Origin of the sequence: Kitasatospora sp. NPDC004723, from assembly GCF_040609255.1 — a bacterium.
GTDB lineage: Bacteria > Actinomycetota > Actinomycetes > Streptomycetales > Streptomycetaceae > Kitasatospora.
Window position 1 is genome coordinate 74,438 of sequence record NZ_JBEXJT010000013.1, and the last position, 20,147, is coordinate 94,584.

The following is a 20,147-nucleotide window of genomic DNA, read 5'->3' on the forward strand; positions in this document are numbered from 1 at the left end:
CGTTCCTCCCGGTGAGTTCACGACGACGGTCAGCAGGACTCGGTCGCCCGCCCCGGGGGCTCCAGCGCCCGCGCCCTCCAGTTCACCACGAGCGTGCGGACCAGCAGCAGGACCGCCAGCCCGAGCAGCAGCGCGCTGCTCGACTGGTGCAGGTGCAGGACCTCCCCGATCCCGAACAGACCGAACCTGATCGCGATCAGCCCGCCCCAGGCGGCCAGCGTCGCCGCGGTGCCCCGGACCCAGAGCGCCCCGTCCGGCTCCCGCCAGATCCGGACCGTCCAGCCCCAGACCGAGCCCGCCGCGAGCACCGCGAGCAGCCCGGAGCCGACCAGCACGGCGGACCACGCGGTGTCCCGGTGGTCGAGCAGCTGCGGGTCACGCAGCGCGACCGCGCCGAGGACCACCGGCAGCACCCAGAAGCGGCGTTCGGTGTCCAGCCGCCGGGCGCTCATCTGGCGCCGCAGCACCAGCAGCATCACCACGACCACCAGAGCGGCGTTGACCTGGGCAGACATCGGTTTTCTCCGTCCGGGAGGCTGATCCGGCTGACCTCCTTGACGCTACGGATCCGGCGCCCGCGGGGCATCGGCGCCCGGGTGGACGGCAGGTGGAACGGACGCACGAGGGCCCTCCACCCGCGGGTGGAGGGCCCTTCCGGCGCCGGGACGGCTCAGGCGTCGATGCGCGAGCGGTCCAGGGTGGCCGCCGAGTCCACGATGAACTCCTTGCGCGGCGCCACGTCGTTGCCCATCAGCAGGTCGAAGACCTTCTCGGCCTGCTCCAGGTCGCCCAGGTTGATCCGGCGCAGCGTGCGGTGGCGCGGGTCCACGGTGGTCTCGGCCAGCTGGTCGGCGTCCATCTCACCGAGACCCTTGTACCGCTGGACCGGGTCCTTCCAGCGCAGGCCCTTGCGCTGGAACTCCAGCAGGGTGGAGCGCAGCTCGGCGTCCGAGTAGGTGTAGTGGTACTTCTCCTGCCCGCGCTTGGGGTTGGTGAGCTCGATCCGGTGCAGCGGCGGCACGGCGGCGAACACCCGGCCCTGCTCGACCATGGGCCGCATGTAGCGCTGAAACAGCGTCAGCAGCAGGCAGCGGATGTGCGAGCCGTCGACGTCGGCGTCGGCCATGAAGATGACCCGGCCGTAGCGGGCCTGGTCGATGTCGAAGGTGCGGCCCGAACCGGCCCCTATCACCTGGATGATCGCCGCGCACTCGGCGTTCTTGAGCATGTCGCTCACGGACGCCTTCTGCACGTTGAGGATCTTGCCGCGGATCGGCAGCAGGGCCTGGAACTCGGAGTTGCGGGCCAGCTTGGCGGTGCCGAGCGCGGAGTCGCCCTCGACGATGAAGAGTTCGCTGCGGTCGACGTCGTCGCTGCGGCAGTCGGCCAGCTTGGCCGGCAGCGAGCTGGTCTCCAGCGCGGTCTTCCGGCGCTGGGCCTCCTTGTGCTGGCGGGCGGCGACCCGGGTGCGGGCGGCGGCCACGACCTTCTCCAGCACCGCCCGGGCCTGGACCTTCTCGTCCTTCTTGCCGGAGGTGAGGAAGGCCTTGAGCTCCTTGGCGACGACGGCCGCGACGATCCGGTTGGCCGCCGAGGTGCCGAGCACCTCCTTGGTCTGGCCCTCGAACTGCGGCTCGGCGAGCCGGACGGTGACCACGGCGGTGAGGCCTTCGGTGGCGTCGTCCTTGGTGATGTCGTCCTCGGCGACGCGCAGCAGCTTGGCGGCGCGCAGCGCCTCGTTGACCGTCTTGGCCAGCGAGCGCTCGAAACCGGTGACGTGGGTGCCGCCCTTGGGGGTGGCGATGATGTTGACGAAGGAGCGCAGCGTGGTGTCGTAACCGGCGCCCCAGCGCAGCGCGATGTCCACCCCGAGGTGCCGGGTGACCTCGGTCGGCGTCATGTGGCCGAGCTCGTCCAGGACGGGCACGGTCTCCTTGAAGGTGCCTTCGCCGTGCAGCCGCAGCACGTCGCAGATCGGCTTGTCGGGCGCCAGGAACTCGCAGAACTCGGCGATGCCCCCGTCGAAGCGGAAAGTGCTCTCCTCGACCTTCTCGCTCTCGGTGAGACGCTCGTCACGCACGACGATGGTCAGGCCGGGCACCAGGAAGGCGGTCTGCCGGGCCCGGGCGTGCAGGTGCTCCAGGGAGAGCCGGGCGTCCTTGAGGAAGATCTGCCGGTCGGCCCAGTAGCGGATCCGGGTGCCGGTGCGGGTCTTGGGCACCTTGCGGGCCTTGGCCAGGCCGTTGGCCGGCTCGAACGGGGCGTCCGGCCCGGACTCGGTGAAGATGCCGGGGGTGCCGCGGCGGAAGCTGATCGCGTGGGTGTGGCCGCTGCGGTCGACCTCCACGTCCAGGCGGGCGGAGAGCGCGTTGACGACGGAGGCGCCGACGCCGTGCAGACCGCCGGAGGCCGCGTAGGAGCCGCCGCCGAACTTGCCGCCGGCGTGCAGCTTGGTCATCACGACCTCGACGCCGGAGAGCCCGGTCTTCGGCTCGACGTCCACCGGGATGCCGCGCCCGTTGTCGCGGACCTCGACCGAGGCGTCCTCGTGCAGCACGACCTCGATCCGGTCGCAGTAGCCGCCCAGCGCCTCGTCGACGGAGTTGTCGATGATCTCCCAGAGGCAGTGCATGAGGCCACGGCTGTCGGTCGAGCCGATGTACATGCCGGGGCGCTTGCGGACCGCCTCCAGGCCCTCCAGGACGAGCAGGTGCCGAGCGGTGTAGTTGGAACCGTCGTCGCCGGCCAGCAGAGCGGACGGCACGGTCGTTTCGGCACTCACGCGGCACTCTCCTCGGTCAAGTTCTGTCTCATCGGTCACATCCGGACGTGTCCGGAACCGTCCGCCAGTGCAGCACGCCGCACCGACAGCCGCTTCCCCTGCGTGTGCGCACCCCTCCGCTGGGTGCACAGCACGGCGGGCCCGTCCCGCGCAGCTTGTACGCGCTGCGCGAACAAGGGCCGTGCCGGATTCGGGCCGCCGGGGCTCCATCTCCTCCCGGTACCACCGCTCCTGGCGGACCGTGGGACCGGGCACAGGCTCCGGAACTGCCGTTATGCAGGCTACCGGGGCCCGGGACGGGGCTTATGCTCCAACCCAGCAGAGGATTATGCTACGCGGACTCCGGCACCCGGTTCCGATCGGGCGTTCGAGCGACGGGCGGATCCTGGGATTCGGTACGCATGAACCACCGGCCCCCGGGGCACGTCCTCATCAACACAGCAGAATCCTCAGAGAAGAAAAGCCACGAGCGGGAACGTTTTCGGCCTGGTTGGATGTTGACCCTGGTACGACAGCTCGTCGAGCTAGAGAAGAGGCGACGTGACTACTGTTCTGACACCTGCGAGCCCGCTGACCGCGGCTGACCGCTGCGACCGCTGCGGCGCCCAGGCTTACCTGCGCGTCGTACTCGCCAGCGGTGGAGAGCTGCTCTTCTGCGCCCACCACGGCCGGAAGTTCGAGCCCGAGCTCAAGAAGATCGCCGTGGAGATACAGGACGAGAGCGGCCGCCTGGGCAGCACGTCCGCCACGGCCGACGACGACGAGCGCTGATCCGAGGCGCCAAACAGCAACCAGCGTCGAGCTGTGTGTCCGGTACCGCACCGCGCGTGACCGGGTGAGCCGGGCGACCGCCCCTCCGGGGGCCGGTCGTCCGGCTTCGTCGTTCCCGGACCGGCTCCACCCGCCGCCCCGCCCGCGTCCCGGGCGCGGCCCGGAGGGGTCGGCACCCGGTGCCCGAACGGTTACAGAGCGGAACGCACCGCGTCGGCCACCGAGGCGATCCGGGTGTAGACGCCCGGATGCTCCGCCTCGGCGCAGCCGGTCCCCCAGGAGACCAGCCCGGCGAGCCGGCCGGCGACCACCAGCGGTCCGCCACTGTCCCCCTGGCAGGCGTCCTTGCCGCCCCGCTGCTCACCCGCGCACACCATGCCCCGGGCGTCGAAGCGCCCCTCCGGGCCGCCCGGGTAGGCCTGGGCGCACGCCTGGTCGGGGATGACCGGCACGTCCACGCTGCGCAGCGCGGGCGAGTAGTCGCCGCGGCCGGTGGTGTCCCCCCAGCCGTACACCTGCGCCCTGGTCCCCGGCCGGTAGGGCTCCGTCTCGCCCTGGCCGACCAGGTCGATCACCGGACCGCTCTGCGCCTCGGCCAGGGTGACCACCGCCACGTCGTTCATGTTGGTGGTGAAGGAGTAGTCGGGGTGGACCCAGACGGTGCGCACCGCCACCTCGCGGCCGGCCGAACCGCGCAGGTCGTCCCGGCCGACCACGACCCGCAGACCGGGCCGCTCCACCCGGCGCCCGCTGGACTCGTCGTAGAAGCAGTGCGCCGCGGTGACCACCTTGGTCGGGGTGACCAGCGCTCCCCCGCAGAACTGGCCCGAGCGGCCGGAGCCGAACTGCTGGCGGCTGGACAGCGCGACCATCCACGGGTGGTCGCCGGTGGTCACCGCCCCGCCGCCGACGATCCGGCCCTGCGGCCGGGCCTGGGCGGCCGGCGCGGACGGGCCGAGGGCGAGCAGCGGCGCGGGCAGCGCGGCCAGCATCGCCAGGGCGGCGGCCCGGCGCCGCCGGGACACCGGGCCCGCGGCCGCGGGTGCGACGGGCGCCGCGGCGGGCGCGTGGGTCGGTGGATCGACGCGGTCCGGACGGTCCGGGGTGGGCGACACCGTGGCTCCAGGTGGCTCGGCAGCAGGCAACCGGCACAGCGTAGGTGACCGGCTACGATCCGCGACCGATCACCGCCGAACCACCACCCGGACGAGCGACAACGGCCACCCGGACGCTGACGCCGACCCGCCCCGAACGGCCGGAAGGCCCGGAGCGCAGGGCTCCGGGCCTTCCGTTCGGTACCGGTGACCGGTACCGGTGATCAGTCCAGCGGGTGATCAGTCCAGGTAGTCGCGCAGCACCTGGGAGCGCGACGGGTGGCGCAGCTTGGACATGGTCTTGGACTCGATCTGGCGGATGCGCTCACGGGTGACCCCGTACACCTTGCCGATCTCGTCCAGCGTCTTCGGCTGACCGTCCGTCAGGCCGAAGCGCATCGAGACCACGCCCGCCTCGCGCTCGGACAGGGTGTCCAGCACCGAGTGCAGCTGCTCCTGGAGCAGGGTGAAGGAGACCGCGTCGGCCGGGACGACCGCCTCGGAGTCCTCGATGAGGTCACCGAACTCGCTGTCGCCGTCCTCGCCCAGCGGGGTGTGCAGCGAGATGGGCTCGCGACCGTACTTCTGGACCTCGATGACCTTCTCCGGGGTCATGTCGAGTTCCTTGGCCAGCTCCTCCGGGGTGGGCTCGCGGCCCAGGTCCTGGAGCATCTGGCGCTGGACGCGGGCCAGCTTGTTGATGACCTCGACCATGTGCACCGGGATGCGGATGGTGCGGGCCTGGTCGGCCATCGCGCGGGTGATCGCCTGGCGGATCCACCAGGTCGCGTAGGTGGAGAACTTGTAGCCCTTGGTGTAGTCGAACTTCTCGACCGCACGGATCAGACCGAGGTTGCCCTCCTGGATGAGGTCCAGGAAGAGCATGCCGCGGCCGGTGTAGCGCTTGGCCAGCGAGACGACCAGGCGGAGGTTGGCCTCCAGCAGGTGGTTCTTGGCGCGGCGGCCGTCCTCGGCGATGATCTCCAGCTCGCGCTTGAGCTTGGGGGCGAGCTTGTCGGCGGCCGAGAGCTTGTCCTCGGCGAACAGGCCGGCCTCGATCCGCTTGGCGAGCTCGACCTCCTGCTCGGCGTTGAGCAGCGGGACCTTGCCGATCTGCTTCAGGTAGTCCTTGACCGGGTCGGCGGTGGCACCGGCGACGGCGACCTGCTGGGCCGGCGCGTCGTCCTCGTCGTCGTCGGAGAGGACGAAGCCCTCCGACTCCTCCTCCGGGGCGTCGCCCTCGGTACCGGGCTTGTCGCCCGGCAGGGCCACCTCTTCCAGCAGCTCCTCTTCGCCGAGCAGCTCCTCGTCACCCTTGGCCGTCTTGCCGGCGGCGGTCTTCTTGGCGGCGGCCTTCTTGGCCGGCGCGGCGGTCTTCTTGGCGGCGGCCTTCTTGGCCGGGGCCGCCTTCTTCGCCGGCGCGGCCTTCGCCTCGGCGGCCGGGGCCGTCGCGGCGGAGGTGATCTCCGCGGACACCGTGCCGACCGGCGCCGCGGCTGCGGCGACCGCCGGGGTGGAGATGGTCGCACCGGGCGCGATGCGCACGGGCGGCTTGGTCGGGGCCGACGGAGCGGCCGGGGTCCGGGTGGTGACCGCCTTGGTCGCCGTGCGCTTGGTGGGGCTCTTGGCGGCAACGCTCTTGCGCTTGGCGCCGGCCGGTTCGGCCGCGCTGACCATGAGGTCCACCCCCTCCTCAATCAGAACCTGGTTGAGGCTGCGCATGACGTTCTTCCACTTGGTGACCGGGATCTGGTCCGCCTCGAACGCCTGGCGCACGTCGTCACCGGCGATCTGCCCCTGGGCCTTGCCCCGCTCGATGAGCGCCAGCAGAGCCGCGGACTCGGCGATCTCGGGGGGAAGCGAACGGGATGTGCTGGCCGACACGAACAACCTCTCGGACGATGAGTGGACTCGAACCCGTACCGGCCGCCCGAGCGGGCGGGGAAGGAAAACGCGCGTCGGGCACGCGGTGTCGATTCCGACCGACTCGGGCTTGAGGACTGGGTTTGCAGGACGGCAGCAGCGCCGCAGACCAACACAGCATTCTGACATGTTGGGGTATTCCGGAGCTGCTTCCGCTCAGGACACATCGCTGCTACTCGTCAAGTGTTACGCATGGCCTTCGTGTCGCGGGTCACACCGGACGGCGCCCCGCGGCCCGGGGCCGACTTCCATCATCCCCCACCCGCGCACCAACCATTCTCCATGGACACGACATTCGACTCCGTCGGCGGCCGCCGGTGAAAACGCGGAGGCCCCCCGGCTGCACCGTGGCGGCAGCCGGAGGGCCCGGGTCGCGGAGGGGGCGGCGTAAGGCCGCGGGGAGGGTCTCGGTCGGACGGATCATGACGGGGCGGTCCGTGGACGGGTCGCGGGGCCGAGGTGCGGCGCCCGGTCGCCGAACGGTCCGCTCAGTGCTCCCGGGGCGCCGGGACGGAGGGCTCGATCTCGGGGTGGACGGTGAGCAGCGCCCGCATCGCGGTCTCGGCGGCGGTGCCGTCACCGGTGCCGAGCGCGTCCACCAGCCGGGCGTGCAGCCCGACCGAGGGCTCCGAGGGCCGCTCGCAGGAGGTGGCCGGACCGCCGGACACCTGGAGCGCGCAGGCGACGATCCCGGAGAGGTGCTCCAGCATCCGGTTGCCCGCCAGCTGCAGGACGAGGCCGTGCAGCTCGGCGTCGGCCCGGGCGTAGGTGGCGAGGTCCGCCTGGGCGCAGGCGTGCCCCAGGATCTCGACCAGCTCGGCCAGCCGCTGCTGGACGTCCTCCCGGCCGTGCCCGGCGGCGAGCCGGGAGGCCAGCGGCTCGATCGCCCAGCGGAGCTCGAACAGCTCCCGGCGCTGTTCGTCGCGCTGCGGGCCGAAGGCGCGCCACTCGATGATGTCCGGGTCGAGCAGGTTCCAGTCGCTGACCGGGCGGACCCGGGTGCCGACGTTGGGGCGGGCACTGACCAGGCCCTTGGCCTCCAGCACCCGCAGCGATTCGCGGACGACGGTGCGGGAGACCTCGAACCGCTGGCCGATCTCCTCGGGGACGAGCGGCCGGTCGGCGCCGAGGTCGCCGGAGACGATCATCTGGCCGAGCTGCTGGACGAGCTGGCCGTGCAGGCCGCGGCCTCGGCTGCTGGTGGTCTTGCGGCCGACCCGGGCGAGGTCCGACTCGGCGCCCTCCCAGCGGGGCGCCGGCGGGGTGGGCCGGTCGGCGTAGGAGAAGCGGTCCAGGTCGGCGGGGCCGGGGATGGCCCCGTCGACGGAACGGGCGGGGGTCATGGTGGGGTGCGCAAGGGTGTTCACAGGTCCTTTGTCGGCGATCGGCGGGCGCAGCTTGAGAATTCTCGTGAAAAGCACACGAAAGGGTGATCGACCGTGACTGGATAATTGACTTCTTATCAGGGCGAAGCACGCATTGCGGTCACCCTTGGTCGATCTTGACGAACCGCAGACGAACCGCCCCCGGCGGGCCGGGAGTCACAGCGCGCGGCGTCTGACCTGCACCGCCAGGGTGACCAGCAGCAATACGAAGGCCGGCGCCGTCACCGCGGCCAGCAGCGCCGGATCGGACAGCACCGAACCGCCCGCCGCAACCCGGCGGCCCCCGCCGTACACCCATCCGTACGCCCACTCGATCCCGGAGTGGAACGGCAGCAGCTCCGCCGCCCGGGCCGGCCAGGGCGTCCCGGTCCACCGCAGCAGCAGCGTCACCCCGGACTCCAGCAGCGGCGGCAGCGCGCAGAGCAGCAGCATCCCGGCGACCGTGCTGCGGGTCAGCGCGGCGGCCAGCACCCCGGTCCAGGCCGCCACGACCACCAGCAGGACGAACGCCAGCAGCGCGGCCGGCGTCCCGTGGCCGGCCCCGAGGGCCAGCGGCGCCAGCGCCCCCGGCAGCGCGTCCGCCCCGCCCAGACCGGCCCGGGCCAGCACCCGTACGACCCGCCCGGAGAGCGCGTCCGGGTCCGACCAGGCCTCGACCGCCACCCCGGCCGGCAGCGCGAAGTGCACGGTCACCGCGTCGACCAGCAGCGTCAGCGGCGCCAGCAGCGCCGCGACCGCGCCGGTCACCAGCAGCTTGCCCGCCAGCATCCGCACCCGGCGCGGACAGCCCACCTGGGAGGCCGCCAGCCCCGGGTGCCGGACCTCGTGCCCGTACGACAGCGCGCCCAGCAGCCCGGCCCCCAGCGCCGCGAACGGCAGCGGCACCAGCGGGACCGCCGCCGTCAGCAGCCGCACCGCCGCCGCACCGTCCAGCTCGCCGTCGGCGGTCCGGTTCGCCAGCACGCCCGCGACCGCGGCGTCGGCGATCAGCACCAGGCCGAGCAGCAGCCAGGTCGAACGCAGGCCGCGCACCCGGCGCAGCTCGTATGCCAGAACTCGCACGGTTCACTCGCTCCGAAGGTCAGAGGTCAGGGGAACGACGGGGGCCTCGGCGGGCAGCTGCTCGGTGGCCGGACGGGCGGCGGGCGGCTTCGCGACGGGCGGCTGCACGGCGGGGGGCTGTGCGGCGGGCGGCCGGGTGACCGGCGGGTGCGCGACGGTCGGGTGCGCGACGCGGCCCAGCCGGATGGTGTCGTCCGCCCTGAGGTCCGTGGCCTCGCCGGGGCGGCCGTCCGCCGGGCGGACGAGGCCGGTCAGCCCGTCCCGGAAGAGCCGGTCGACGGCGACGACCGGCGAGCCCTCCTCCTCGCGCCGCCCACCGCCACCGGCCGCCGGCAGGGCCCGCCCGCTCTCGGCGGGCGCGCGCCGGGGGACGGCCCTGATCCCGCTGCGGGCGGTCAGCGCCGACAGCGCGGTCGCGGCCGAGAGGCCCGCCGGGGCCACGACCGGCAGCGCGAGGGTGGGCGCCGGGTCCCGCTCCCGATCGACGGCGCCCCGCCGCATCACCGTCGCGGCCTTCTCCGGAACCGTCTTCTCCAGCGCCGCTCCCTCCGGCACCGGTTCCTCCGCCGGCGGCCGGACCACCGGCATCGCCGTCGTCCGCTCGGCCGTCGCCGGTGTCATCACCGCTGCCATCACCGCTGCCGTCGCCGGTGCCGTGGCCCGGTCGCCCGGCCGTTCCTCGGCCCCGTCCCCCGCCGCCCGGGGCTTCGACGGCCGGGCCGGCGCGGGCCCGGCCTGCGTCCGGAGGTGGCCCGACCGTCCGGAGCCGGCCGGCAGGGCGGCCCTGGGGGCGGGCTGCTCGACCACCCGGTCGGCGAGCTCGTGCAGCAGGATGCCGTGCCGGTAGGCGAGTTCGCCGATCTCGGTCCGGCCGATCCCGGCCACCGCGAGCCCCGCCCCGCCGTCCCGGCGGACCTGCGCGCCGTGGCCCGCCAGCAGATCGGCGAGCCGGGCCATCTGCGGTCCCCGGACGGCGACCTCGGGGCTGAGCCTGGTGCGCCGGAACTCCGGCACCGGCTGGTCGGCCGCCATCCGGCCCTCGTCCAGGGTGATCACCCGGTCGGCGAGAGCGGCGGCCTCCTGCGGGGTGCGGGTGGTGACCAGCACCGTGCCGCCAGCGGCGGCGAACGAGCGCAGGAAGGAGTGGAACCACTCCACGTTGCGCGGGGAGAGCCCCTCGGTGGGCGCGTCCAGGAGCAGCGTGCCGGGCTCGCCGAGCAGCGCGGCGGCGAGCGCGAGCCGGCGGTGCATCCCGGGCGAGAAGGTGCGCAGTCGCTGGTCGGCGACGGCCGCGAGCCGGGTCTGTTCCAGCAGTTCGTCGGCCCTCCGGGTCGGCACCCCGACGGCCGCGGCCAGCATCCTGAGGTGTCCCCGGGCCTTCCGGTCGGGGTGTCCGACGGTCTCCGCCGCCACCGGCGCACCGCCCGCTCCGGCGAGGAGCACGCCGACCTCGTGCTCGGGCCGCCGCAGCCGGCGGTAGGTCCGGCCGGCGAAGAGCGTGACGCCCCGGCCGCGTTCGAGTTCCAGCATCAGCCGCAGCGCGGTCGACTTGCCCGCTCCCTCGGGACCGAGCAGCGCCGTCACCGCACCCGGGCGGGCGTCGAAGGTCAGGTCCAGGAGCGCCGGTGGAACGCCCCGGCGGTAGACCTTGGTCAGTCCGGTGATCTGGATCATCGCTGGCTGCTCCCATGCCCTCGGCCGACCTGCTCCGCGCGGCGCCGGATCGCGCCGGTACGGTTCCGCGCCAGCACATTAGGGGGCCACGGCGGCGATTCCGGGCATTACGGGAGCGGCACGGGCCCACCGCCCGCACACCTCACCCGATCAGGGGACAATCCGATCCTGCGACCTGGACGTTCGGACCACCGGCCGCGAGGGGCTCAGGGCTCCCGGCGCGGCGGCTCAGGACTCCGGGCGCAGCATCGGCGGGTTGAGCACATTGGCCCCGCCGGAGGTGAACAGCTGGGCCGGGCGTCCGCCCTGACGGGTCGTCGTCCCGCCCGAGGGCAGCAGGAAGCCGGGGGTGCCGGTCACCTTGCGGTGGAAGTTCCGCGGGTCGAGGACCACGCCCCAGACCGCCTCGTAGACCCGGCGCAGCTCGCCGACGGTGAACTCGGCCGAGCAGAAGGCCGTCGCGAGCGAGGAGTACTCGATCTTGGAGCGGGCCCGCTCCACCCCGTCCGCCAGGATCAGCCCGTGGTCGAAGGCGAGCGGGACGCCGTCGACCTGGTTCGGGCCGAGGAGTTCGGTGACCGGGGCCCAGCGGGCGCCGCTGGCGTCGCCGCCGGCGCGCGGGGTCGGCAGGTCGGGCGCGAGCACCAGGTAGGCCACGCTGACCACCCGCATCCGGGGGTCGCGCTGCGGGTGGCCGTAGGTGGCGAGCTGTTCCAGGTGGGCGCCGGCGGTGCCGGGCCCGGCCGCGTCGTGGCCGGGGGCGGAGTAGGCGCGCAGACCGGTCTCCTCGGCCAGCTCCCGCGAAGCGGCCTCGGCCAGTCCCTCGTCGGGGCGCACGAATCCCCCGGGGAGCGCCCAGTAGCCCTGGTAGGGCGGCTCGCCCCGGCGGACCAGCAGGGCGCAGAGCGCGTGCTCGCGCACCGTCAGCACGACCAGGTCGACCGTGACAGCGAAGGGCGGGAAGGCCGACGGGTCATAACGCGACATGGCGACGATCATAGTCGTCTCTCTGACGATAAGCACAGGCCCGCGGACGGGCCGTACTGCGGCGGTCCGTTCACGCCGTCCGCCCCGCGCGGGCCGGTGGAGTCCGGCCCGCGCCCGGGCGGTGGGGGCGGGGACGGCGTCAGCGGGCCACCAGTTGGAGCTCGGCGGAGGCCTCCTCGACCATCGCCACGCCGATCCGGCTGACCCTCACCGAGAACGGCTCGCCGGCCACCCGCAGCCCCGTCAGTTCCAGTTCCCCGAGCGGCGCCGTGCTGGCCGGGCGGACCAGCACCCGCCCGCCGGGGACGTCCGGCCGGACGCCGGCGAGCGCGAACACCGCGTGCGCGGCCCCGGCAGCCGAGACCGCCGCCGGCCGGCAGGCCCCGGGGTGCGGCACCGGCGGGCTGCCGGGCGTCCACTGCTCCCCCGCGTACATCTCGGGCAGCCGGCCCTCGAAGTGGGCGGCGGCGGCGAGCAGTCCCTCCAGCAGGGCCCCGGCCTCATTCTCGTGACCGGCCTCCGCGAGCCCGGCGACGGCGAGGGCGGTCTCGTGGACGCGCACCGCCCCGCTGCGGTGGCCCAGCGGGTTGAACCGGGGCGACTTGGCGCTGAGCGTGCGCAGCCCCCAGCCGCTGTCGAGCTCGGGCGCGGCCAACCGCTGGGCGAGCAGCCTGGTCTGCTCGCGGTCCAGCAGGCTCTCGTGCCGGCCCCCGTCGGCGGACAGGCCCGGGTCGAGGAGGTGGACCAGGGAGGCGGCGACGGCGGGCAGCGGCTGGCCGCCCGGGGCGAGCCCGGCGGCGGGGCGGCCGCCGGAGAGGTCGTCCACCCAGAACCGGTCGCGGAACCGGCCGCGCAGGGCGGTCGCCCAGCCGCGCCACTCCTCGGCGCCGGGCCGTCCGAAGGCCTCCAGCAGTTCGGCGCCGTGCAGCGCGGCCCGGTGCGCCTGGGCCTGCACCTCGGCCCTGGCCGGCACCGGGTGGGCCGACCGCTCCTCGACGGGGCGGCTCAGGTCGGTGACGAAGCCGTCCACCAGGCCTTCGCGCAGCGCGCCGAGCGCGCGCTCGGCGGCCGGGAGGAGTTCGGCCACCTCGGCCCGGGACAGGCCCCAGCGCCAGGCCTCGGCCAGCACGGTGACGAACAGCAGGGTCGCCTCGGTGGCGGTGCAGGTCGGCGGCAGCTCGGGGCCGCCGTGCCGCAGCGCGCCGGGGAGCAGCCCGTCGGGGCGGCGGGGGCCCTGGCCGGGTGCGCCGGCGGGCTGCTGACGGCGGGCCAGGGCCCGCAGGGTGCCGGCGGCGAGCCGGGTGCCGAGCGGCAGGGTCAGCCGGGCCGCCCACAGCGCGTCGGCCGGGGCCAGGCCGAACCGCCAGGGCGCGCCGGAGGCCAGGTAGAGGTCGGTGGGGCGGTCGGGGTCGGCGAAGAGCAGCCCGCCGAGGGCGTCCAGGGAACGCGACACCACCAGGCCCGCGCGAGGGTCGTCGCAGCGCACCTCGGGCTCGGCCCACGGCAGCGGGACCCCGGCGCCGCGGCCTCCCGGCGGGCGCGGGGCGGGCGCCGCGGCCTCCAGCACGGCCCGCAGCTCGACCGACCAGCGCGCGCCCGGCTGGACCTCCAGGTCCCAGCGCAGCACGCCGGCCCCGGCCAGCACGGCGTGCGGCGAGGGCTGGGCGCTGACCGTGGCGCTGTGGGTGGGCCCCGCCCAGCGCAGCCCCGCGGACTGCACCTGGCCGGGCAGGTCCGGGGGGCGGTGGCCGGCGGCGATCTCGCCGACCGGGCCGAGGTCGGTGGCGAGGGCGATCTCCAGCGGCAGCCGGGCCGGACGGCTGCCGGCGTTGCGCACCGTGACGGTCTCCACGCCGTCGGCGTGGCGCACCCGCTCGACGGTGAGCGCGGGGTCCGGGTCGAGGTCGCCGGGGAGGCGGACGGCGCCCAGGAAGCGGGCCTGGGCCGCCGAGGTCAGGGTGCCCTGGAGCGGAAGCGGCTCGACCCCTCCGAGGCGAAGCTCCATCCGGGCGACCACCCGGACCCCGGAGCGGTAGAAGCCGTGCAGGCCGTGTCCGCGCAGCTGGCCGTCGGGACCCGAGGCCGCCATCGCGGGCGCGTTCACGCAGAGCACCGCGTGGTGGGTGGCGGCCGGCTGCGGGCGCGGCGGCGCGGGCCGGGCCGGGACGCCGGGGCCGGCCGGCTGGGCCTGCTCCGGCCGGCCGACCGGTCTCGGCGCGCCGACCACACTCTCGGCCGGCGTGGCCTGTGGTGGCCTGATCGCGGTCACCGGACTCTCCTCCCCTCGGCGGTCCGGTGGCCGGTCAGGGCCGGTGGGCCGCGAGCATGTTCGATCGCGTGCGTGCTGGTGTCGGGTCGGCGGACACCCCGCCGGCCGCTGTGCCGTGTCTGGCCGTACCCGGTGCCGGGCCGTGCCAAGCGGCGCCCGGTACCGAATCGGTACCGGCCCCGCGTCGTTCGCCGCCGGGCGTCGTCGCACCCGGCCGCCGCCGTACCGCCCGGCACACCGCCGGGCCCCTCGGCCCGCCCGCGCCGGTGACGACGCCGGACCCTGGTCCGGCACCGGCGCCCGTTCCCCGCGGGGCTGTCGGCGCGCCGGCACAAGGCCCCCGGAGTGAACGCCGGAGACCGGCGGCAGGTCACGCCCGCCGGGTCGACCGGGCACCGGTGCCGGCCCGAGCGGCGTGGCCGCCGGCCGGACCGCTGCCGCTGCCGGTCCGTCGCGCCCGGCCGCACGGGCCGCCGGGTGGGCGGTCGCGGGCGGTGGCCGCCGGGGCGGCCTCGGACCGCGGTCAGGATACGGTGCGGTGGTCGCGGCCCCGTCACCGGCAACCCCGGCCTGGGCCGGCGCGACCGCTGTGACCAGCAGAGACCGAGGAGTTGTATGTCCACCGCCAGCCGGCTGCCCGGGATTGCCTTCACCGACCACGTCTTCCGGGTGCCGCTCGACCACGCCGCCCCGCAGGGCGAGCAGATCGAGGTGTACGCCCGTGAGGTGGTCGCCGCGGACCGCACCGGGGACACCGGTCTGCCGTGGCTGCTGTTCCTCCAGGGCGGCCCGGGCGGCAAGGCCGGCCGCCCGCTCGGCCGGGACGGCTGGCTGGATCGCGCGCTCGACGACCACCGGGTGCTGCTGCTCGACCAGCGCGGCACCGGGCGGTCCACCCCCGCGACCCGGCAGACGCTGGCCCGGCGGGGCGGCGCCAAGGAGCAGGCGGACTACCTGGCGCGCTTCCGGGCCGACTCGATCGTGCGGGACGCCGAGCTGATCCGCCGTCGGCTGCTCGGCGACGACCGCCGGTGGAGCGTGCTCGGTCAGAGCTTCGGCGGCTTCTGCACCCTCACCTACCTCTCCATCGCTCCCGAGGGACTGGACCAGGCCTTCATCACCGGTGGCCTGGCCGGCCTGCGCAGCTCCGCCGACGACGTCTACCGGGCCGCCTACCCGCGCGTCGTCCGCAAGAACGAGGGCCACTACGCGCGCTTCCCGCAGGACGTCGAGGCGGTGCGGCGGATCGCCGCCCACCTCGCCGACGCCCCCGCCGACCTGCCCGACGGCGGCCGGCTCACCGTCGAGGCGTTCCAGGCGCTCGGGCTGCTGCTCGGCGGCGGCAGCGGTTCCGGGACCCTCCACTACCTGCTGGAGGAGGCCTGGGTGGAGGGCCCGGCCGGCCCCGAGCTCTCCGACACCTTCCTCGCCGGCACCCAGGCGCAGCTCTCCTTCGCGCAGGGCCCGCTCTACGCCGTCCTGCACGAGTCGATCTACGGCCAGCGCTCGGTGGACCCGGCCGGCACCGGCTGGTCCGCCGCACGCGTCCGCGCGGAGTTCCCGGAGTTCGACGCCCGGGCCGCGCTGGAGTCCGGCGCGCCGGTGCTGTTCACCGGGGAGATGATCTACCCCTGGATGTTCGACACCGACCCGGCGCTGCGCCCGCTGAAGGAGACCGCGGAGCTGCTGGCCGCCCGCACCGACTGGCCCGACCTCTACGACCCCGAGCGGCTGGCCGCCAACGACGTGCCGGTGGTGGCGGCCGTGTACCACGACGACATGTACGTCGACACCGCCGACTCGCTGGAGACCGCGCGGGCCGTGCGGGGGCTGCGGACCTGGATCACCAACGAGTGGGAGCACGACGGCCTGCGGGTCAGCGGGGGCAAGGTACTCGACCGCCTGATCGCGATGGCGCGCGGCGAGGCGTAGCGCGTCACCGGCACCGGCCACCGGGCGGAACGGGCCCGGCCGGGGCTTCCCCGGCCGCCCGGCGCGCCGGTCGGGGAAGCCGCTCCGGTGGCGGCCGGACGGGCCCGGCCCACCCGCCGCGACCGCCAGGACGTCAGCGGCCACGACGCTCCGCCGCCTCTCCGCACACGCCCCGGAGGCGGCCCCGCCGGCAGCCGCCCACCGCCGCGGACGACGGGCAGGGCACCGGCCGGGGGATCGGGCGGGCGAACCGTGCCGTGCGGAGGGCACGCCGGCGGTCCTGGGCCCGGCAGCCCGGCGCCGGAGCGGCGCCCGGGCGGACACCGACCGCCGCGCACCGCGCCCGCGCGGTGGCCGTCCCGGTGCCTCGGCCACCCGACGGGTCGCCGCCCGTGCCCTCCCGCCCGGGCGGCACCCCGGCCGGGCGGCCGGGGCCCGCGGGCCCGTCGGAGGCCGCCTCCGCGGTGCCCGCCGCACCCTCGGTACCCGCCACCGCCGGACGGCCGCGCCGTCGACGGCCACGGCCACGCACCTTCCCGGGCGCGGGCCCCTCCGCGACGGGCGCCGGCGCCGGGGAGGGACCCGACGACGGCCCGGACTCCCGTTCCGGATCGCCCTCGGGGTCCGGATCGGCTTCCGGCGCCCGGTCCCCGGCCGCCTGCTCGACCGCCCGCTCCTGCTCCTCCCGTGCCTCCCGCTCGGTGCGGCGACGGCGCTCCGTCTCCACGCTCGTCAACAGCGTGTCCGGCGAGAAGCCGCTGTTCAGCGACTCGTACAGCAGCTGCGCGAGCAGGTAGGAAGGGTGGCGGCGGAGCGTGTGGCCGAGCACCACGCGCGCGGTGGCGGTGTCCCCCGCGACCCAGGAGGTCCAGGCCAGCAGGGTGAGCGGCGGCGCGGCACAGCTCTCGTAGGGCGCCACGCAGCGGGTGGCCAGGAAGCGCCAGAGCCGTTGGGCGGACGCGAGCTCGTCCGGTCTGGCGTACTCGGCCGCGCGGTCCCGGACGATCCGGTCCTGGAGCGCCAGCAGCAGCCGCGCCGTCCGCTCCTCGTCGAGTTCGGTGGCTCCGGCCATGAACTCGGCCACGGCCGCGTCGAGCAGCGCGGCGTGCTCCCGCCGGTCGAGCGACAGCCGCCGCCCGGGCGACGGCCCGGCCCCGGCCCGGGCGAGGGCGCCGCGCACGGCGTCCGCGCCGGGCGGCCCGAGCGGGGCCAGGGCGGCCAGGATCTCCTTGCGGCTGCCGCGCGGCGCCAGGCCGGCGACGGTCGCCGCCACCGCGACCGGGCCGGGGCCGGGCGTGCGGTGGATCGGGTGCCCCGCCGGATCGCAGCAGCCCTCCCGCGTGCAGAGGAAGGACCACCAGCGGTCCGCCGAGACGCACAACGACTCCTTGACCCGCACACCGCGGCTCTCGAAGGCCTGCTGCAACCGCTCCGCGAGCGGTCGCAGCCGTTCGGCGACCGGCGGGCCGTGCTCCCCGCCGGGCCGCGGCCCGGCGGGATCCTGGCAGAGGTACAGGAGGACCTGGACCGGCCGTCGGTCCTGCCGCTCGGAGAGCCGGACGAGGAGGGCGGCCGTCTCCTCGGCGGCGGCCGGCCACTCCTCGGCCGACTCGGGGATGTCCAGCCGGATCACCCCGCCCTGGTGCAGGCCGGGCGGCTGGAGGCCGACCGCGACAATGCTGTCGTCGGGGAAGAAGCCGAGCAGGTAGGGCAGCGCCTCGGCCATGTCGGCCGGGCCCCGCATGGTGATCGGACGGCCACCGGGGCCGTCGCCGAAGGGGAGCGCGATGGGTTCGTCGGTCATGGGCGGAAGGCTGCCGCAATTCCCCGGAGCTCCTGGAAAATTCTTCCGGATCTGTGGATAAACCCGGCCTGTGAATATCTCCTCCCTCGATCGGCCTATCGTCGAGCCACTCTTCCGGGGGAAAATCGGCTGCCGTTCAGCAGAAGAACGGATGAAACACCTCCCGGCTTCGCCCGCTCCGCACCCGCCGCCGTTCGCCCCTTGTCGGTTCCTCGGGGTTACATGGGGGCCATGCAGCAGCCGAAGACCCACACCACCGCCACCGCCGCCGACCGCGCCGAGGTCCGGACGCGGGCCGAGGCCGTCCTGCGCGAGCTGGCCGGCCCCGGCGCCACCCTCCGCGAGGACCAGTGGACGGCCATCGAGGCCCTGGTCGTCGACCACCGCCGGGCCCTGGTGGTGCAGCGCACCGGCTGGGGCAAGTCCGCCGTCTACTTCATCGCCACCGCCCTGCTGCGGGCCCGCGGCGCCGGTCCGACGGTGATCGTCTCGCCGCTGCTCGCCCTGATGCGCAACCAGGTGGACTCGGCGGCCCGGGCCGGCATCCACGCCCGCACCATCAACTCCGCCAACACCGACGAGTGGGACGCCGTGCAGGCCGAGGTCGCCGCCGGGGAGGTGGACGTCCTGCTGGTCAGCCCCGAGCGGCTGAACAACCCGGACTTCCGCGACCAGGTGCTCCCCAAGCTCGCCGCCTCCACCGGCCTGCTCGTGGTCGACGAGGCCCACTGCATCTCCGACTGGGGCCACGACTTCCGCCCCGACTACCGCCGGCTGCGCACCATGCTCGCCGAGCTCCAGCCGGGCGTCCCGGTGCTGGCCACCACCGCCACGGCGAACTCCCGGGTCACCGCCGACGTCGCCGAGCAGCTCGGCACCGGCACCGGCGACGAGCACGCGCTCGTGCTGCGCGGCCCGCTCGACCGCGAGAGCCTCACCCTCGGCGTGCTGACCCTGCCCGACCCCGCGCACCGGCTGGCCTGGCTCGCCGACCACCTCGAGCGGCTGCCCGGCTCCGGCATCATCTACACCCTCACGGTCGCCGCCACCGACGAGGTCACCGCCTTCCTGCGCGAGCGCGGCTTCCCGGTGGCCTCCTACTCCGGCCGCACCGAGGACGCCGAGCGCCGCACCGCCGAGGCCGACCTGCTCGCCAACCGGGTCAAGGCGCTGGTCGCCACCTCCGCCCTCGGCATGGGCTTCGACAAGCCGGACCTCGGCTTCGTCGTCCACCTCGGCTCCCCCAGCTCCCCGATCGCCTACTACCAGCAGGTCGGCCGGGCCGGGCGCGGGGTCGACCGGGCCGAGGTGCTGCTGCTGCCCGGCCGCGAGGACGAGGCGATCTGGCGCTACTTCGCCTCGCTCGCCTTCCCGCCCGAGGAGCAGGTCCGCCGGACGATCGACGCGCTGGCCGAGGCCGGCCGGCCACTGTCCACCGCCGCGCTGGAGCCCCGGGTGGACCTTCGCCGCACCCGGCTGGAGACCATGCTCAAGGTCCTCGACGTGGACGGCGCCGTCCGGCGGGTCAAGGGCGGCTGGACGGCCACCGGCCGGAGCTGGGAGTACGACACCGCCCGCTACGCCAAGGTGGCCGCCTCCCGGGAGGCGGAGCAGCGGGCGATGCGCGAGTACGCGGCGTCCGGCGACTGCCGGATGGAGTTCCTGCGCCGCCAGCTGGACGACGAGCAGGCGGCACCCTGCGGTCGGTGCGACAACTGCGCCGGGCCGCTGCACGGACCAGAGGTCTCGGCGCAGGCCCTGGAGGCCGCCCGCGCCGCCCTCGGCCGGCCGGGCGTCGGCTTCGAGCCGCGCCGGCTCTGGCCCACCGGCATGGACGCGCTCGGCGTCCCGCTCAAGGGCCGCATCCCGGCGGGCGAGCAGGCCGAGACGGGCCGGGCACTCGGCCGCCTCTCGGACATCGGCTGGGGCACCCGGCTGCGTTCGCTGCTCGCCGACCAGGCCCCGGACGGGCCCGTCCCCGGCGAGGTGGTGGACGCCCTGGTCACCGTGCTGGCCGACTGGGCGCGCGGGCCGGGTGGCTGGGCCGGCCCGGCGACCACCGACGGTGCCCGGCTGGAGCGGCCGGTCGGCGTGGTGACGATGGCCTCCTCCACCAGGCCGCAGCTGGTCGGCAGCCTCGGGGCCAGGATCGCCGAGATCGGGCGGCTGCCGCTGCTCGGGCGGATCGAGTACGCGACCGGGCAGCCGCCGCACGGCTCGCGCAGCAACAGCGCCCAGCGGCTGAACTCGGTGGCGGGCGCGCTGACCCTCCCGCCGGAGACGGCGTCGGCGGTGGCGGCCGCGGGCGGGCCGGTGCTGCTGGTGGACGACCTGGTGGACTCCGGGTGGACGGTCACCGTGGCCGCCCGGCTGCTGCGCCGCGCCGGGGCGGGCGCGGTGCTGCCGCTGGTGCTGGGCGTCCAGGGCTGACCGCCTCCCCGCACGACCGGACGCGGCACCGGCC

General features: G+C 75.2%; 13 protein-coding genes. 3 read left to right on the forward strand and 10 right to left on the reverse strand.

Annotated features, from left to right (window positions below; all coding sequences use genetic code 11):
• Positions 1-29: 29 nt before the first annotated feature.
• Both ABZW10_RS16090 and ABZW10_RS16095 read right to left on the reverse strand, forming a co-directional pair.
• Positions 30-515 (reverse strand): DUF1453 domain-containing protein, encoded by a 486-nt coding sequence (locus ABZW10_RS16090; protein WP_355365055.1) that lies wholly within the window; start codon positions 513-515, stop codon positions 30-32.
• Between the two features lie 155 nt (positions 516-670).
• Positions 671-2,782 carry a DNA topoisomerase IV subunit B gene (locus ABZW10_RS16095; protein ID WP_355365058.1) on the reverse strand — a complete coding sequence of 704 codons (2,112 nt, stop codon included), beginning with the start codon at positions 2,780-2,782 and terminating at the stop codon, positions 671-673.
• 540 nt (positions 2,783-3,322) lie between these two features.
• Between ABZW10_RS16095 and ABZW10_RS16100 the strand changes: the two genes are divergently transcribed.
• Entirely contained in the window at positions 3,323-3,553 is a 231-nt protein-coding gene (locus ABZW10_RS16100; protein WP_355365061.1) for a hypothetical protein, read from the forward strand.
• 191 nt (positions 3,554-3,744) lie between these two features.
• On the opposite strand, the gene ABZW10_RS16105 is transcribed toward ABZW10_RS16100, so the two are convergent.
• From ABZW10_RS16105 to ABZW10_RS16135, 7 genes are all read right to left on the reverse strand, one after another.
• On the reverse strand, positions 3,745-4,545 hold the full coding sequence (locus ABZW10_RS16105; protein ID WP_355365257.1) for a serine protease: 801 nt from the start codon (positions 4,543-4,545) through the stop codon (positions 3,745-3,747).
• Positions 4,546-4,887: 342 nt separating this feature from the next.
• Positions 4,888-6,537, reverse strand: coding sequence for an RNA polymerase sigma factor (locus ABZW10_RS16110; protein ID WP_355365064.1), 1,650 nt, complete (start codon positions 6,535-6,537; stop codon positions 4,888-4,890).
• Positions 6,538-7,058: 521 nt separating this feature from the next.
• Positions 7,059-7,991 carry a FadR/GntR family transcriptional regulator gene (locus ABZW10_RS16115; protein ID WP_355365067.1) on the reverse strand — a complete coding sequence of 311 codons (933 nt, stop codon included), beginning with the start codon at positions 7,989-7,991 and terminating at the stop codon, positions 7,059-7,061.
• Positions 7,992-8,111: 120 nt separating this feature from the next.
• Entirely contained in the window at positions 8,112-9,017 is a 906-nt protein-coding gene (locus ABZW10_RS16120; RefSeq protein ID WP_355365070.1) for a hypothetical protein, read from the reverse strand.
• Positions 9,018-9,020: 3 nt separating this feature from the next.
• Positions 9,021-10,691 (reverse strand): ATP-binding cassette domain-containing protein, encoded by a 1,671-nt coding sequence (locus ABZW10_RS16125; RefSeq protein ID WP_355365073.1) that lies wholly within the window; start codon positions 10,689-10,691, stop codon positions 9,021-9,023.
• A 228-nt stretch (positions 10,692-10,919) separates the two neighbouring features.
• Positions 10,920-11,678, reverse strand: coding sequence for an NUDIX domain-containing protein (locus ABZW10_RS16130; protein ID WP_355365076.1), 759 nt, complete (start codon positions 11,676-11,678; stop codon positions 10,920-10,922).
• A gap of 139 nt (positions 11,679-11,817) precedes the next feature.
• The gene (locus ABZW10_RS16135; protein ID WP_355365079.1) at positions 11,818-13,947 is read right to left on the reverse strand and encodes a glycogen debranching N-terminal domain-containing protein; all 2,130 of its coding nucleotides are present in this window, start codon (positions 13,945-13,947) and stop codon (positions 11,818-11,820) included.
• 615 nt (positions 13,948-14,562) lie between these two features.
• On the opposite strand from ABZW10_RS16135, the gene ABZW10_RS16140 reads away from it, so the two are divergent.
• Positions 14,563-15,879, forward strand: a complete 1,317-nt coding sequence (locus tag ABZW10_RS16140) for an alpha/beta fold hydrolase (RefSeq protein WP_355365082.1) — start codon at positions 14,563-14,565, stop codon at positions 15,877-15,879.
• 133 nt (positions 15,880-16,012) lie between these two features.
• Here ABZW10_RS16140 and ABZW10_RS16145 read toward each other — a convergent pair whose 3' ends face one another.
• Complete coding sequence (locus ABZW10_RS16145; RefSeq protein WP_355365085.1) at positions 16,013-17,683, reverse strand: DUF4192 family protein; 1,671 nt, start codon at positions 17,681-17,683, stop codon at positions 16,013-16,015.
• Positions 17,684-17,914: 231 nt separating this feature from the next.
• On the opposite strand from ABZW10_RS16145, the gene ABZW10_RS16150 reads away from it, so the two are divergent.
• Positions 17,915-20,113 (forward strand): RecQ family ATP-dependent DNA helicase, encoded by a 2,199-nt coding sequence (locus tag ABZW10_RS16150; RefSeq protein ID WP_355365088.1) that lies wholly within the window; start codon positions 17,915-17,917, stop codon positions 20,111-20,113.
• Positions 20,114-20,147 lie beyond the last annotated feature (34 nt).

Excerpts from the sequence above, each read along its gene's own strand:
- ABZW10_RS16145 (WP_355365085.1), bottom strand. The coding sequence starts at position 17,683 with ATGACCGACGAACCCATCGCGCTCCCCTTCGGCGACGGCCCCGGTGGC.
- ABZW10_RS16125 (WP_355365073.1), bottom strand. The coding sequence starts at position 10,691 with ATGATCCAGATCACCGGACTGACCAAGGTCTACCGCCGGGGCGTTCCA.
- ABZW10_RS16105 (WP_355365257.1), bottom strand. The coding sequence starts at position 4,545 with ATGCTGGCCGCGCTGCCCGCGCCGCTGCTCGCCCTCGGCCCGTCCGCG.
- ABZW10_RS16090 (WP_355365055.1), bottom strand. The coding sequence starts at position 515 with ATGTCTGCCCAGGTCAACGCCGCTCTGGTGGTCGTGGTGATGCTGCTG.
- ABZW10_RS16140 (WP_355365082.1), top strand. The coding sequence starts at position 14,563 with ATGTCCACCGCCAGCCGGCTGCCCGGGATTGCCTTCACCGACCACGTC.
- ABZW10_RS16150 (WP_355365088.1), top strand. The coding sequence starts at position 17,915 with ATGCAGCAGCCGAAGACCCACACCACCGCCACCGCCGCCGACCGCGCC.
- ABZW10_RS16130 (WP_355365076.1), bottom strand. The coding sequence starts at position 11,678 with ATGTCGCGTTATGACCCGTCGGCCTTCCCGCCCTTCGCTGTCACGGTC.